Source organism: Ectopseudomonas oleovorans (assembly GCF_003052605.1).
GTDB classification, from domain to species: domain Bacteria; phylum Pseudomonadota; class Gammaproteobacteria; order Pseudomonadales; family Pseudomonadaceae; genus Aquipseudomonas; species Aquipseudomonas oleovorans_A.
In genome coordinates this window covers 69,434-83,077 of record NZ_QASO01000011.1, presented here as the reverse complement: position 1 = coordinate 83,077, position 13,644 = coordinate 69,434, and the positions used below count along the sequence as shown (strand labels likewise).

The window sequence follows — 13,644 nt, the reverse complement described above, 5'->3', positions numbered from 1 at the left end:
CCCGCATGGTGGCGCTAAAGCTCACCGGCTGAAAGCCGGTGGTTTTAACCTTTCGATGGAAAATAAATGTAGTGATTCGTAACCGATCTTTGCGGCTCGATGGAAATTCGACTGTGCTTTGCGTGATGACGGCCAAGGTGCACAATGCCGCCAACTCCCGGCACAAGGATTCGCCATGCGCCACGACGCCTTCGTTATCAACGCCAGCGATGGCACACCATTGCAGGTCAATCACTGGTACGGCGACGAGCCGCCACGCGCGGCGGTCATGCTGGCCCATGGCATGGCCGAGCACAGCCTGCGCTACGTACGTCTGGCTGAAGCCCTGGTCGCGGCAGGCTTCGCGCTCTACGCGCTGGATCAGCGCGGCCATGGCGCTACCGCCGAACGCGGCACCCTTGGCCACTATGCTGATGAAGACGGCTGGAGCAAGGTGGTCGGCGACCTGTCCACCCTCAACCACCACATTCGCCAGCAGCACCCGCATACGCCAATCTTCCTGTTCGGCCACAGCATGGGCAGCTACATCGGCATGGCCTATCTGCTGGGCCATAGCTGCAGCCTGCAGGGCGCCGTGCTGTCCGGCTCCAATTACCAGCCCGTGGCGCTGTACAAGGCCGCCAGGCTGATCGCCGGCTTCGAGCGCTGGCGCCTGGGCCCCAAGGGGCGCAGCAAGGTCATCGATTTTCTCTCCTTCGGCTCGTTCAACAAGGCTTTCAAGCCCAACCGAACGGCCTTCGACTGGCTCAGCCGCGACCCGGCGGAAGTGGACAAATACGTGACCGATCCGCTGTGCGGTTTCGTCTGCACCACGCAGTTGTGGTGCGACCTGCTCGATGGCCTGCAGCACATCACCCCGTCCAGCAACCTGGCGCAGATCGATGCTGACCTGCCGCTACTGGTGATCGGTGGCTCGCGCGACCCTGTCAGCGACGGCAAGCGCCTGGGTGATCTGGCTGGCGCCCTGCGCGAAGCTGGCGTGCGCGACGTGCAACTGAAGATTTATCCCGAGGCCCGTCACGAGCTGCTCAACGAGAGCAATCGCGACGAGGTCACCGCCCACCTGATCGACTGGCTGCAGCAGGCGCTGAGCCATGGTCGAAGCCCAATCAAGGAGTGTCCATGACTCAGGTCACCAATATCCCTTACGACGCACTCAGCGTTGGCCAGCAAGCCAGCTTCGAAAAGCAGGTGCAAGAGCGCGACGTGCAGCTGTTCGCGGCAGTATCGGGCGATAACAACCCGGTGCATCTGGACGCCGCCTTCGCCGCCGAGACGATGTTCAAGGAACGCATAGCCCACGGCATGTTCACCGGCGCGCTGATCAGCGCTGCCATCGCCTGCAACCTGCCCGGCCCGGGCACCATCTACCTTGGACAGCAACTCAAGTTCACCCGCCCGGTGAAACTCGGCGACACCCTCACCGTGAAACTGGAAGTGCTGGAAAAGCTGCCAAAGAACCGCGTGCGCATCGCCACCCGCGTGTTCAACCAGGACGGCAAGCAAGTGGTCGACGGCGAAGCCGAAGTGCTCGCCCCGAGCGCCGAGCAGACCGTGACCATGCCACCGATGCCGCAGGTCACCGTCAACTGAGGCGCTGCAAGCTGGTGCGTGGCTACAGTGCTGCGCACCACTTTTGTTCTACAGTCACAAATCTTGAACGACCTTGCGCTGCCATAAGTGCGTTTCTTTGTGCATATCGCACAAGCCCCTTTGATCACCTTGCCAAGCAGACTGCTGCACTGCTTTCTGGCACGTCCCCTGCTATCGCCAAGGCCTCACCCTCTTACCGGAGCCAGGTCCATGAGCCATGCCACCCCCGATAGCGATTACCCCCTGAGCGAGGTGCCCAGCGGCGCACGCCAAGGGCTGTTTTCCACCGCCATCCTGCTGTTCGGCTTCACCTTCTTCACCGCCACTATGTTCGCCGGCGGCAAGATCGGCATGGCCTTCGACTTCACCACTCTGCTCTGGGCTGCGGTGATCGGTAACCTGCTGCTCGGCCTGTATGCCGCCGTGCTGGGCCTGATCGCCTGCCGCAGTGGGCTGAACTCGGTGCTGATGGGCCGTTTCTGCTTCGGCGAGGTGGGCAGCAAGCTGTCCGACATGCTGCTCGGCTTCACCCAGATCGGCTGGTACGCCTGGGGCACGGCGACCATCGCCATCGTCCTGGTGAAGATTCTCGGCCTGCCCGACAGCCTGACCATCCCACTGATGGTGCTGTTCGGCTTCGGTTTCTGTCTCACCGCCTTCGTCGGTTACAAGGGCCTGGATCTGCTCTCGCGCGTTGCCGTGCCGGCCATGCTGGTGCTGCTGGTGGCTTCGCTGTGGATCGCCACCCGTGATATCGGCGGCATGGCCGGGCTACTGGCAGTCCAACCCAAGGAGAGCATGAGCCTGAGCATGGCCATCACCCTGGTGTTTGGCACCTTCGTCAGCGGCGCCACCCAGGCCACCAACTGGACACGTTTCGCCAAGAGCGGCCGCGTCGCGGTGCTGGCCAGCCTGTTCGGCTTCTTCATCGGCAATGGCCTGATGATCGTCGCCGGTGCCTATGGCGCCATCGTCTATCAACAGCCGGACGTGGTCGAAGTGCTGGTGCTGCAGGGGCTGTCCATGGCTGCCGTGATCATGCTGTTCCTCAACCTGTGGACCACTCAGGACAACACCATCTACAACTTCGCCGCCGCCGGCTGCAACCTGCTGCGCACCGGCAAACGCAAGACCGTGACCCTGGCCGGCGCGGCCATCGGCACCTTGCTGGCTATCGGCGGCATGTACGAGATGCTGATTCCCTTCCTGATCCTGCTCGGCTCGATCATCCCGCCGATTGGCGGTGTGATCATGGCCGACTTCTTCTACGGCCACCGCGCGCGCTACCCGAAACTCGCCGATGTGCTCCTGCCCGCATTCAACTGGGTCGGCCTGGGCGCCTACCTGATCGGTGCGCTGAGCGCCTACTTCTCGCCCTGGGTCGCGCCGCTGGTGGGCATCGCCGTGGCTGCCCTGGCCTACGTCGTGCTGTTCGAACTGAACAAGGCCCTGGTCGGCCGCCAACAGGTCGCCGGCGCGTGAGCCTGACCGTCGCCGATGTACTCGCCCTGCCCGACCTGGCCAGCATGCACCTGCGTGCCGGCCAGGCCGGGCGCGACAATTCCGTGCGCTGGCCCTACGTGGCCGAGAACGAAGGCATCGCCGACTGGGTGATGGGCGGCGAGCTGATCTTCGTCACCGGCATCAACCATCCGCGTGACGAAGCCAACCTGCTACGCCTGGTGCGCGAAGGCCATGAGCGCGTGGTGGCCGGCATGGTCATCCTCACCGGCGCCGAGTTCATCCAGGCCATCCCGCCCAGCGTCATCGCAGAAGCCGAGCGCCTGAACCTACCACTGATCGAGCAGCCCTACGCGCTGAAGATGGTGGTGGTCACCCAGGCCATTGGCACCGCGCTGGTGCAGGCGCAGCAGCTCGGCCGCTCACGCCAGCATGTGCTGGAGCAGGTGCTCGAGGGTGACTACCAGTCACTCGAGGTGCTGCTGCAACGCGGTGACAGCCTCGGCCTGGCACTGCATGTGCCGCGTCAGGTGGCACTGCTGCGCCTCGACGGCAGCGAGCAACTGTTCGGTGACCTGCCCGACGAAGACGCCGAACGTCAGCTACAGACTCGCCAACAACTGCTGCAACGGCGACTGGAGCAGAGCCTCGGCGAACTCGGTAATGCGCTGCCGTTGGTCAGCCAGGGCCGTCACTGGATCGCCCTGCTGCCCTGCCCCGATGCCCACGCCGAAGCGCGTAATCGTCAGGCCATGACCGTGCTGCTCGATGAACTGCGCCCGCAACTCGGCCCGCTACGGCTGTTCCTTGGCCTAGGCAGCGCCGGCTGCGAGGCGCCGCGTTTCGCCCAGGGCCTGGGTGAAGCACGCCAGGCACTGGCCGTGGCGCAGCGCTTTCCCGAGCGCCTGGGCCTGTGCAGTTTCAATGAATTGGGCGTGCTGGAGCTGCTCGGTGCGATCCGCGACCGCAGCCTGCTCGATCGCTTCGTCGAGCGCGTGGTCGGCCCGCTGATCGGCGACGACTCGCGCCACCAACCGGTGCTGATGCCGACGCTGGAGGCCTGGTTCGCCGAGAACGGCAACCTGGCCCTGGCCGCGCAACGCCTGAACGTTCACCGCAATACCCTGAGCTACCGTCTACAGCGCATCGAAGCGCTGACCGGCTGCTCATTCGAAGATCCGCACGACCGCCTGAACATCAGCGTTGCGCTGTTGATCCGGCGCCTGTCGTCGCCTGCCTGAGAGGAAACCTGATGATCATCCACAATGCCCGCCTGCGCGGCCGCGACGGCCTGCACCGCATCACCCTGGACGGCGAGCGCATCGCTGCCATCGACGCCCAGCACGCCTTGCCCCCCATCGCCGAGGGCGATCTGAACGCCGCCGGCAACCTCGTGGTGCCGCCCTTCGTCGAGCCGCACATCCACCTCGACGCCACCCTCACCGCTGGTGAGCCGGCCTGGAACATGAGCGGCACGCTATTCGAGGGCATCGAGCGCTGGGCCGAACGCAAGGCGCTGGTCACCCATGAAGACACCAAGACCCGCGCCAAGAAGACCATCGACATGCTGGTCGACCATGGCATCCAGCACGTGCGCACCCACGTCGACGTCACCGACCCGACCCTCGCTGCCCTCAAGGCCATGCTCGAAGTGCGCGAGGAAACTCGCCACCTGATCGACCTGCAGATCGTCGCCTTCCCGCAGGAGGGCATCGAGTCCTACGCCAATGGTCGCGCGCTGATGGAGCAAGCCGTGGAACTGGGCGCCGATGTGGTCGGCGGCATCCCGCACTTCGAGAACACCCGTGACCAAGGCGTGTCGTCGATCAAGTTCCTCATGGACTTGGCCGAGCGCAGCGGCTGCCTGGTGGACGTGCACTGCGACGAAACCGACGACCCGCAGTCGCGCTTTCTCGAAGTGCTGGCCGAAGAAGCTCGCGTGCGCGGAATGGGCGCACGTGTCACCGCCAGCCACACCGTGGCCATGGGCTCCTACGACAACGCCTACTGCTCCAAGCTGTTCCGCCTGCTGAAGATGAGCGGCATCAGCTTCATTTCCTGCCCCACCGAAAGCATCCACCTGCAGGGCCGTTTCGATACCTACCCGAAACGCCGCGGCCTGACTCGCGTGGCGGAGATCGACCGCGCCGGGATGAACGTCTGCTTCGGCCAGGATTCCATCGTCGACCCCTGGTACCCGCTGGGTAACGGCAACATCCTGCGCATCCTCGAAGCCGGCCTGCATATTTGCCACATGCTCGGCTACGAAGACCTCAAGCGCAGCCTGGATCTGATCACCGACAACTCGGCGCGGGCGCTGAACCTGGGTGAAGGTTATGGGCTGGAAGTAGGTCGCCCAGCCAACCTGCTGATCCTCTCGGCGCCGGACGATTACGAGATGGTGCGCAGCCAGGGGCATGCACTGGTGTCGGTGCGCCACGGCAAGGTACTGATGCGCCGCACGCCGGCACAGATCGAGCGCGCCTGATCACGTTCAATTGGTCGCAGGGTGGATGACGCTTCTTTCATCCACCATTGCGTCAGTCCAAGCGGTGGACAAGCTTCGCGTTGTCCATCCTTCGAACTGTAGGAGCCCCGCCCCGGGGCGAATAGTGGGTTCAACTCATTATCGACGTTGCCTGAACCATTCGCCGCGAGGCGCGGCTCCTACCAGTCAGAATCGCGCTACTCCACCCGCACGCTGGCAGTCATGCCGGCGCTCAGCACCACTCCCTCGGGCACCTGATCCAGCCTGATCCGTACCGGAATGCGCTGCGCCAGGCGCACCCAGTTGAAGGTCGGCTCGACATTGGCCAGCAGTTGCCCATCCGGGCTGGCATTGCGGTCGGTGATGCCACGGCTGATGCTTTCGACCTCGCCGCGAATCTGCTGATCACCGCCCATCAACCAGACCTCCACCGGCGCGCCGACCTGGATGCGCGGCAGCTTGGTCTCCTCGAAATACGCCTGTACGTAGAATGACTGGGTATCGACCAGCGCCATCACCGCCTGCCCGGCATTCACGTAGTTGCCCTGGGCCAGCACCAGGTTGGTGATCTGTCCGTCGCGCGGGGCATGCACTTCGCTGCGCGCCAGGTTCAGCTCGGCCACACGCAGATCGGCCTGCGCTTCGCGGTATTCGCTGCGCGCCATCTCGGCATTGATCTGCGCGTTTTCCAGCAGCTCGGCGCTGATCGCCTGGGCGCCCAGACGGGAACGGCGCGATGCCTCGTGTTCACGCAGGCTCAACTGCTGGCGGCGAATATCCACCACCGCCCTGGCCTTCTCCACCGCCGCCTGATAGCGGTCGCGGTCGATGCTCATCAGCAGGTCGCCTGCCTTGACCTGCTGGTTGTCACGCACCTTGAGTTCGACCACCCAGCCGGACACGTCCGGGGCGATGGTCACCACGTCGGCGCGCACGCGGGCGTCGCGCGTCCAGGGCGAGTACATATAGTGCTGCCAGATCCAGGAGCCGGCGAAGATCGCCGCCACCACCATGGCCAGGGTGATGCCGACTCGAATGGTCGAACGCATGCTTTTCTCCTTACCGCCCCAGCACGGCGATCACCGCAGCCAGGACACAGACATACAGGGCACAGTCGAACAGGGCTTCGTGCCAGATCCAGCGCGACAGCCCGATGCGCTGCAGCCCCAGGCGCAACACGCCGGTCAGCAACAGCGCCAATACCGCGTAGGCCGCCATCGGGCTCAGCAATACGCCGCCCAGCGACCATTCATGCAAACCCATGCGCTCCTCCCTCCAGAACCAGTGTACGACCTGCTGCGCGTCGGCCCTGCTGCGTTAAAAACAGGCTCAGACTGCTCATTTACCGCTTGTAAACTCCGCGTCTTCGCCTGTTTTTGCCTTGCACGGCTCTAGCTCGCTAGGCCCTACACAGGTTCTGAGTTGGCACCAGTGGCGCCAGCCGTTTTGCAGCTGCAACAGCGCCGCCTCGGCCAGGCGCTTGTCGATGCTCGGCGTGCAGGCGCGCAGGGCCTCCTGCAGTTCGGCCACCGCAGCGTTCAGATCGTCTTCACGCCCTGGTGCGGGACCACGCTCCAGCGCGTCGTCGAGGCGCTCCAGGAAACGCCGCTGCGACCGCGCCAGGCCAGCATCGGCATTGGCCAGGCACTTGCGCAGGTGCAGCAACTCGTCGCCCAGATCAAGGCCGGCCACGCCATCGTCCCAGCGGCTGCGCGCCTGATCCGGCCGCGCCGGATAATGCCGCGCCAACTGCAGCAGACGATCAGCCATACGCCCGCCGAACCAGTTTTCGGCACGCCCCAGGTCGCGGCGGCTCAACCGCCCAAGGTCGGCCAGGATCGCCTGCATCAGGCGCCGGCCATGCCAGACCGGATTGCGCAGCACCACCAGCTTGAAGGCCATCACCGCACAACCCACGCCTATCAGCATGCCTGGCGCTTCATTGAGGAAGAACTCGACGTTGTAGCCGACACCCGGCGCCGGCAGGCAGAGCACGATGAAATGCAGGCAGAACGAAGTGGATGTGGCGGCCGTCGCCGGCTTGGCCATGCCCAACACGCCAAAGAACAGCGGTACGCCCAGCACCAGGCAGAGCATCACGAAGCCGTCGATCTGCGGCATCAGAATCTGCCCGACGAAGAACGCCACTGGCAGTGCGTAGAAGATCCCGCGCAGGAACATCATGCCGATCTGCGGCGCCGCTTCGAGCCGGGCGAACAGGCTGCACACCACGCAGGCCAGCAGCAGCGCACCGGTGGCGTGGGTCCAGCCAGTGGCCAGCCAGAATGCAGCCAGAACCAGGAAGGTCAGCGCACTGCGCGAGCCATACACCAGCGCAGTCTGCCAGTCGTAGTGCCAGGACAAGGCGCGCGGCGCATCGGCCGGCGCTCTGCCCTCCTCGACTGCGAGCAAGGCACGACTGGCGTCCTCGACACGCAACAGCAGCACCATCAACCGCTCCAGACACAGTTGCTGGCCACTGCTCAGTTCATCGTCCTGCGCCGCCTGGCGCAGTTGCTCGACCAGCTCCAGCAGGCCCGCTGGCTGCTCCTGCTGCAAGCGCTCGTCCACCACCTGCAACCAGGGCGCGACCGCCTGCGTCTCGCTGCTGCTCAGTAGCCGCCACTGTCGCGCCACACCGCGGGCCAGACGCAACATGCCGAGCAGATCACGGCTCAGCACCCTCAGCGCCACGGCTCGCTGGCGCCCTTGCGCGCCCTCGAACCAGGCATGCTCACGCTGAGCATCCACGGCGACGATTCGCGCCAGCACTTCCAGCAAGCCTTGCCGCGCGTCGGCCTCACCAGCCAGCGCCTGGCGCGACGCCGCTACTCCAGCCTGCCAGGCGTTACGCGCCTGCTGCGCCAGTTGTCGTTCGACCCGCTGCGGCCAGAGCAAGACGCTGCTCAGGGTGGCGCAGGTGATGCCCAGGCAGATTTCCGTGCAACGGGCGATGGCCTCGTCGAACACCACATGCGGCTTGCCAATGGCCGGCAAGGCGATGATCGCCACCGTGTAGCCGGCCAGCACGAAAGAGTACGACCAGGCGCTGCGCAACATGGTCGAGGATGCCGTGCACAGCGCCAGCCACAGGGCGAACGCCAGCACGAACAACAGCGGCGCCTGGGCGAACAGCCCCATCATCACCACGGCCATGCAGGTGCCGACCAGCGTGCCGAACAGCCGCGCCAGGCCCTTCTGCACGACCATGCCGGACAGCGGCTGGGCGACGATGAACGCGGTCATCAGCGCCCACTGCGGCTGTTCCAGGCCGAAACGCAACGCGCACCACAGCGCCAGACCACCGCCGAGCAGGGTCTTGATGGCAAATTGAACGGCTTGCGAGCTTGGCGCGAGAAACGCCAGCAAGGAATCACGCACAATGGCGACCTGAAAGAATCTCAGCCCTGAACATAGCTGTAGCGATTGAGTTGCGCCTCCGTGCGGAACCAAATTATTAGCTAGCTAAGTATTTATGTCCAGAAGGTGCTGCGACCTCAGGCGGGCAAGGCGCAAATAAAAAAGGGCGACCGAGGTCGCCCGAATTGCCTTGCGTGCCCAGTGAACTGGAAGGATCAGCTCTGCTTGCGCTTGTGCGCATCCTTCCAGATGAAGTAACCAACCCCCCCGAAGAACGCGACCATCAGAAGTACGGTGCCGACTCCGGCGAGAACCACTGTATCGACGAACATGGGCTGCCTCCTGTTGTGCCTGTCTGTCTGGGATGGCTTCACGTTATCAGCACGAGCGGCGGGAAAATTGACCTGGATCAATGGCTGGAGAGCAGGCGTGACCAGGCCTTGGGGAATACTGACCCAGGTCAAGAAATCGGGGGGGGGGTACGGGGCGCGAAGCACAGCCTGGCAGCTGTGCCTGACACGCAAACGGCGGGAGTTTCAGCGCTTCTTGGGCTTGCTCTTGGACTTCTTCCTGCCCTTGCCGATCGGCAAGACCTGCTCGAACACCTGGCGCATCTCGTTGAGGCGCTTGTCGTTGAGATCGTGGATACGCTTGTCGCGCTCGGCGGCGAAGTCGATCAGCTTGTCGTCATTGCTCATAGCGGAAACCGGATCAGGCGAAAGGTCAGGTTCAGGCGTGGCGCGCAGCGTTGGCGCGTCTTCGCCACTTGATGTTGCCAATGATGCTGGGTTGGCCCGCGCATGACCAGTAGCGAAGCATGCTCCAGCGTCAGCGAATGCTCGATGCGCATGCTGCCAAGCCGACGCAGATCGAAGCGCCGGCTGCCGCCCAGATTGAGCGAGGCGATCAACGGATTGCGCCCCAGCTCAGGCTCGGCATCGCTGTGCCAGCCCATGGAGTCCTGGCCGTCGCGGTAATGATTGAGCAGCACGGCATTGAGCGATTGCTCGACTTCTTTCTCGACCCGTTGGCGAATCTCGTCCAGCAGCGGCGTCCAGGGCAAGGGCTCGTGGATCTTCCCGGAATAGCGGTAACGCGCCTCGGGCTCGCCATACCAGGCGGTCAGCCGTGGCGTGCGGTGATAGCGACCATGGATGAACAACTCGGGTTGCTGCCAGGGCGTTTGCTCGACCAGTGCTTGCAGCCAGCTATCGGCCAGGGCAGCGTCGACCCAGCCGGGCAGATAATCCAGCTCGGCATCGGCAAGTGCGGGCAAGGGGTCGGCGAACAGCATCGTGAGGTCTATGAATAAGAGGATGAAATCAGTGTCTCAGACTTCAACGTCTACCCACAGCCCCTGCCTGGGCAGATCACCTAGCGCTTGCTCCAGCTCTTCCGGCTCGGCCTCAGCCAGTTGCTCGGGGGTGTAGCCGCGCCGCTGACGACGACGCTGCTCTTCACGCAGCAGCTCCTCGGTTTCCTGCGGGTGCCGCTTGTCCAAGCTCAGCGCACTTTCCTTGGCGCTCTCCGAAGCCGGGGTCACCGGAGGAATCTCGGGCCTGGGCTTGATCACGTCTTGCGTAGCAGTGACCGGCACCAGACTGTGGGGGATCGGCGGTAGCACGTTTCAGCACCTCCTTTGGTCAGGCTGTCGGCCCCGTGAGCCGCGACTTTAGCCGGTGCTCGCTACACTTTTGACTAAGCCGCACGGCAATAGTGTCATGACTGCTTTGGCCGTGGCGCTGCATCCGTTACCATAGCCGGCTTTTCACGCGGGAGACAGACAGGCATGGCGCAATATCAACCGGGGCAACGCTGGATCAGTGACAGCGAAGCGGAATTGGGTCTGGGAACCATCCTCGCCGAGGATGGCCGCCTGCTCACCGTGCTTTACCCGGCCACCGGCGAAACCCGCCAGTACGCTACGCGCAATGCTCCGTTGACCCGTGTACGCTTCGCCCCGGGTGACGAGATCACCCATTTCGAGGGTTGGAAGCTCACCGTGCAGGAAGTCGAGGACGTCGACGGCCTGCTGGTCTACCACGGCCTCAATGCCCAGCATCAGCCGGTCACCATGCCGGAAACTCAGCTGTCGAACTTCATCCAGTTCCGCCTGGCCAGCGACCGCCTGTTCGCCGGCCAGATCGACCCGCTGGCCTGGTTCGCCCTGCGCTACCACAGCCTCGAACACAACAGCCGCCTGCTGCAGTCGTCACTCTGGGGCCTGGGCGGTGCTCGCGCTCAACCGATCGCCCACCAATTGCACATCGCCCGCGAAGTGGCCGACCGTATCGCTCCGCGCGTCCTGCTGGCCGACGAAGTGGGCCTGGGCAAGACCATCGAAGCCGGCCTGGTGATTCATCGCCAGCTGCTCTCCGGCCGCGCCAGCCGCGTGCTGATCCTGGTGCCGGAAAACCTGCAGCACCAGTGGCTGGTGGAAATGCGCCGGCGTTTCAACCTCGACGTCGCCCTGTTCGACGCCGAGCGTTTCATGGAAAGCGACGCCAGCAACCCCTTCGAGGACTGCCAACTGGCGCTGGTCGCCCTGGAATGGCTGAAGGAAGACGAGAAGGCCCAGGACGCCCTGTTCGCCGCCGGCTGGGATCTGCTGGTGGTCGACGAAGCCCATCACCTGGTCTGGCACCCGGAACAGGCCAGCGCCGAGTATTCGCTGGTCGAGCAACTGGCCGAGGTCATCCCCGGCGTGTTGCTGCTCACCGCCACCCCGGAACAGCTCGGCCAGGACAGCCACTTCGCCCGCCTGCGCCTGCTCGACCCGGCGCGCTTTCACGACCTGGAAGCCTTCCGCGCCGAAAGCAGCCAGTACCGCCCGGTTGCTGAAGCCGTGCAGGAACTGCTCGATCAGGGCAAGCTCAGTGCCCAGGCCCGAGAGGCCATCGGCAGCTTCCTCGGTGCTGAAGGCCGCGAGCTGCTCGATGCGGTAGACAGCGGCGATGAAGCAGCCCGCGCGCGCCTGGTGCGCGAGCTGCTGGATCGCCACGGCACCGGCCGCCTGCTGTTCCGCAACACCCGCGCCGCCGTGCAGGGCTTCCCCGAGCGCGAGCTGCACCCCTACCCGCTGCCGAGCCCCGACGAATACCTGGAACTGCCGCTGGGCGAGCACGCCGAGCTGTACCCGGAAGTCGCCTACCAAGCGCAGGACGAAGTGGACGAGGAGCAGCGCTGGTGGCGCTTCGACCCGCGCGTCGAGTGGCTGATCGACACCCTGAAGATGCTCAAGAAGTTCAAGGTGCTGGTGATCTGCGCTCACGCCGAGACCGCGCTGGATCTGGAGGACGCCCTGCGCGTGCGTTCCGGCATCCCGGCCACTGTGTTCCACGAAGGCATGAGCATCCTCGAGCGCGACCGTGCCGCCGCCTACTTCGCCGATGAAGAATTTGGCGCGCAGGTGCTGATCTGCTCGGAGATCGGCTCCGAAGGCCGCAACTTCCAGTTCGCCCATCACCTGGTGCTGTTCGACCTGCCGGCACACCCGGACCTGCTCGAACAGCGCATCGGCCGTCTCGACCGCATCGGCCAGAAACACCGCATCCAGCTGCACGTGCCGTACCTGGAGAACAGCCCGCAGGAGCGCCTGTTCCAGTGGTACCACCAGGCGCTGAACGCCTTCCTCGCCACCTGCCCGACCGGCAACGCCCTGCAGCACCAGTTCGGCCCGCGCCTGCTGCCGTTGCTGGAAAACGGTGACGACGGCCAGTGGCAGCAACTGCTCGACGAAGCCACCGCCGAACGCATTCGCCTCGAAGGCGAGCTGCACAGCGGCCGTGACCGCCTGCTGGAGCTGAACTCCGGCGGCGCCGGTGAAGGCGAAGCCTTGGCCTCCGCCATCCTCGAGCAGGACGACCAGTTCACCCTGCCGATCTACATGGAAGAGCTGTTCAACGCCTTCGGCATCGACAGCGAAGACCACTCCGACAACGCGCTGATCCTGCGCCCCAGCGAGAAGATGCTGGATGCCAGCTTCCCCCTGGGCGACGACGAGGCGGTGACCATCACCTACGACCGCGAACAGGCCCTGGCCCGCGAGGACATGCAGTTCCTCACCTGGGAACACCCCATGGTGCAGGGCGGCATGGACCTGGTGCTGTCCGGCTCGATGGGCAACACCGCCGTGGCGCTGATCAAGAACAAGGCGCTCAAGCCCGGCACGGTGCTACTGGAGCTGCTCTACGTCAGCGAAGTGGTCGCCCCGCGCAAACTGCAACTGGGGCGCTTCCTGCCACCGGCGGCGCTGCGTTGCCTGTTCGACGCCAATGGCAACGACCTGGCCGCCAAGGTCGGCTTCGAAACCCTCAACGACCAGCTCGAAAGCGTGCCGCGGGCCAGTGCCAACAAGTTCGTCCAGGCCCAGCGCGACGTGCTGGCCAAGCAGATCAACGATGCTGAAGCCAAGGTCATGCCGCGCCATATCGAGCGCGTGGCCGAGGCCAAACGCCGCCTGATCGCCGAACTGGACGAAGAACTGGCGCGCCTTATCGCCCTACGCGCCGTCAACCCGAGCGTGCGCGACAGCGAGATCGACGCCCTGCGCGAGCAGCGCGAACAGAGCCTGGCGATGTTCGACAAGGCCGCCCTGCGCCTGGAAGCGATTCGCGTGCTGGTGGCCGGTTAAGTGCTGCTAGCCCCTCTCCCCCTGGGAGAGGGGTGGGGTGAGGGTGCAATGCCCGCCACCTGCTGCCTAACCTGCGCAGTAGCCCAATGTAATCCGGAAGCATGGTGCC

Annotated in this window: 14 protein-coding genes; 6 read left to right on the top strand and 8 right to left on the bottom strand. The window is 64.7% G+C overall.

Annotated elements, in window-relative coordinates; translation table 11 throughout:
* Positions 1 to 184, bottom strand: a 184-nt coding sequence (locus tag DBO86_RS26190; RefSeq protein WP_208630337.1) for a hypothetical protein, incomplete at its 3' end; no start/stop codon positions are given.
* On the opposite strand from DBO86_RS26190, the gene DBO86_RS02315 reads away from it, so the two are divergent.
* The 5 genes from DBO86_RS02315 to codA all read left to right on the top strand — a co-directional run bounded on the left by DBO86_RS02315 (position 176) and on the right by codA (position 5,542).
* Positions 176 to 1,126: an alpha/beta hydrolase gene (locus DBO86_RS02315; protein WP_108232882.1), complete on the top strand. Its 951-nt coding sequence runs from the start codon at positions 176 to 178 to the stop codon at positions 1,124 to 1,126. The two genes, DBO86_RS26190 and DBO86_RS02315, sit on opposite strands and share 9 nt — an antisense overlap.
* Positions 1,123 to 1,593, top strand: coding sequence for a MaoC family dehydratase (locus DBO86_RS02310; protein ID WP_084341035.1), 471 nt, complete (start codon positions 1,123 to 1,125; stop codon positions 1,591 to 1,593). The genes DBO86_RS02315 and DBO86_RS02310 overlap by 4 nt, the downstream gene beginning before the upstream one ends.
* A gap of 210 nt (positions 1,594 to 1,803) precedes the next feature.
* On the top strand, positions 1,804 to 3,075 hold the full coding sequence (gene codB / locus DBO86_RS02305) for a cytosine permease (RefSeq protein WP_108232881.1): 1,272 nt from the start codon (positions 1,804 to 1,806) through the stop codon (positions 3,073 to 3,075).
* Positions 3,072 to 4,295, top strand: coding sequence for a PucR family transcriptional regulator (locus DBO86_RS02300; protein ID WP_108232880.1), 1,224 nt, complete (start codon positions 3,072 to 3,074; stop codon positions 4,293 to 4,295). The genes codB and DBO86_RS02300 overlap by 4 nt, the downstream gene beginning before the upstream one ends.
* Before the next feature lie 11 nt (positions 4,296 to 4,306).
* Positions 4,307 to 5,542, top strand: coding sequence for a cytosine deaminase (gene codA / locus DBO86_RS02295; RefSeq protein WP_108232879.1), 1,236 nt, complete (start codon positions 4,307 to 4,309; stop codon positions 5,540 to 5,542).
* A 197-nt stretch (positions 5,543 to 5,739) separates the two neighbouring features.
* On the opposite strand, the gene DBO86_RS02290 is transcribed toward codA, so the two are convergent.
* The 7 genes from DBO86_RS02290 to DBO86_RS02270 all read right to left on the bottom strand — a co-directional run bounded on the left by DBO86_RS02290 (position 5,740) and on the right by DBO86_RS02270 (position 10,526).
* Positions 5,740 to 6,591, bottom strand: a complete 852-nt coding sequence (locus tag DBO86_RS02290) for an efflux RND transporter periplasmic adaptor subunit (protein ID WP_108232878.1) — start codon at positions 6,589 to 6,591, stop codon at positions 5,740 to 5,742.
* A 10-nt stretch (positions 6,592 to 6,601) separates the two neighbouring features.
* On the bottom strand, positions 6,602 to 6,805 hold the full coding sequence (locus DBO86_RS02285; protein ID WP_017361610.1) for a DUF1656 domain-containing protein: 204 nt from the start codon (positions 6,803 to 6,805) through the stop codon (positions 6,602 to 6,604).
* 75 nt (positions 6,806 to 6,880) lie between these two features.
* Positions 6,881 to 8,923, bottom strand: a complete 2,043-nt coding sequence (locus DBO86_RS02280) for an FUSC family protein (RefSeq protein ID WP_244185495.1) — start codon at positions 8,921 to 8,923, stop codon at positions 6,881 to 6,883.
* A gap of 194 nt (positions 8,924 to 9,117) precedes the next feature.
* Complete coding sequence (gene ccoM, locus DBO86_RS27015; RefSeq protein ID WP_017361612.1) at positions 9,118 to 9,234, bottom strand: cytochrome c oxidase subunit CcoM; 117 nt, start codon at positions 9,232 to 9,234, stop codon at positions 9,118 to 9,120.
* Positions 9,235 to 9,438: 204 nt separating this feature from the next.
* A complete protein-coding gene (locus DBO86_RS25970) occupies positions 9,439 to 9,600 on the bottom strand; it encodes a hypothetical protein (protein WP_167399091.1) in 162 nt (53 codons plus the stop codon).
* Positions 9,597 to 10,196 carry an alpha-ketoglutarate-dependent dioxygenase AlkB family protein gene (locus tag DBO86_RS02275; RefSeq protein WP_004423902.1) on the bottom strand — a complete coding sequence of 200 codons (600 nt, stop codon included), beginning with the start codon at positions 10,194 to 10,196 and terminating at the stop codon, positions 9,597 to 9,599. Before DBO86_RS02275 ends, DBO86_RS25970 begins: the two co-directional genes overlap by 4 nt.
* 36 nt (positions 10,197 to 10,232) lie before the next feature.
* Positions 10,233 to 10,526 (bottom strand): hypothetical protein, encoded by a 294-nt coding sequence (locus DBO86_RS02270; protein WP_004423901.1) that lies wholly within the window; start codon positions 10,524 to 10,526, stop codon positions 10,233 to 10,235.
* Positions 10,527 to 10,691: 165 nt separating this feature from the next.
* Here DBO86_RS02270 and rapA point away from each other — a divergent pair, with 165 nt between their 5' ends.
* A complete protein-coding gene (rapA, locus tag DBO86_RS02265; RefSeq protein WP_108232877.1) occupies positions 10,692 to 13,535 on the top strand; it encodes an RNA polymerase-associated protein RapA in 2,844 nt (947 codons plus the stop codon).
* Positions 13,536 to 13,644 lie beyond the last annotated feature (109 nt).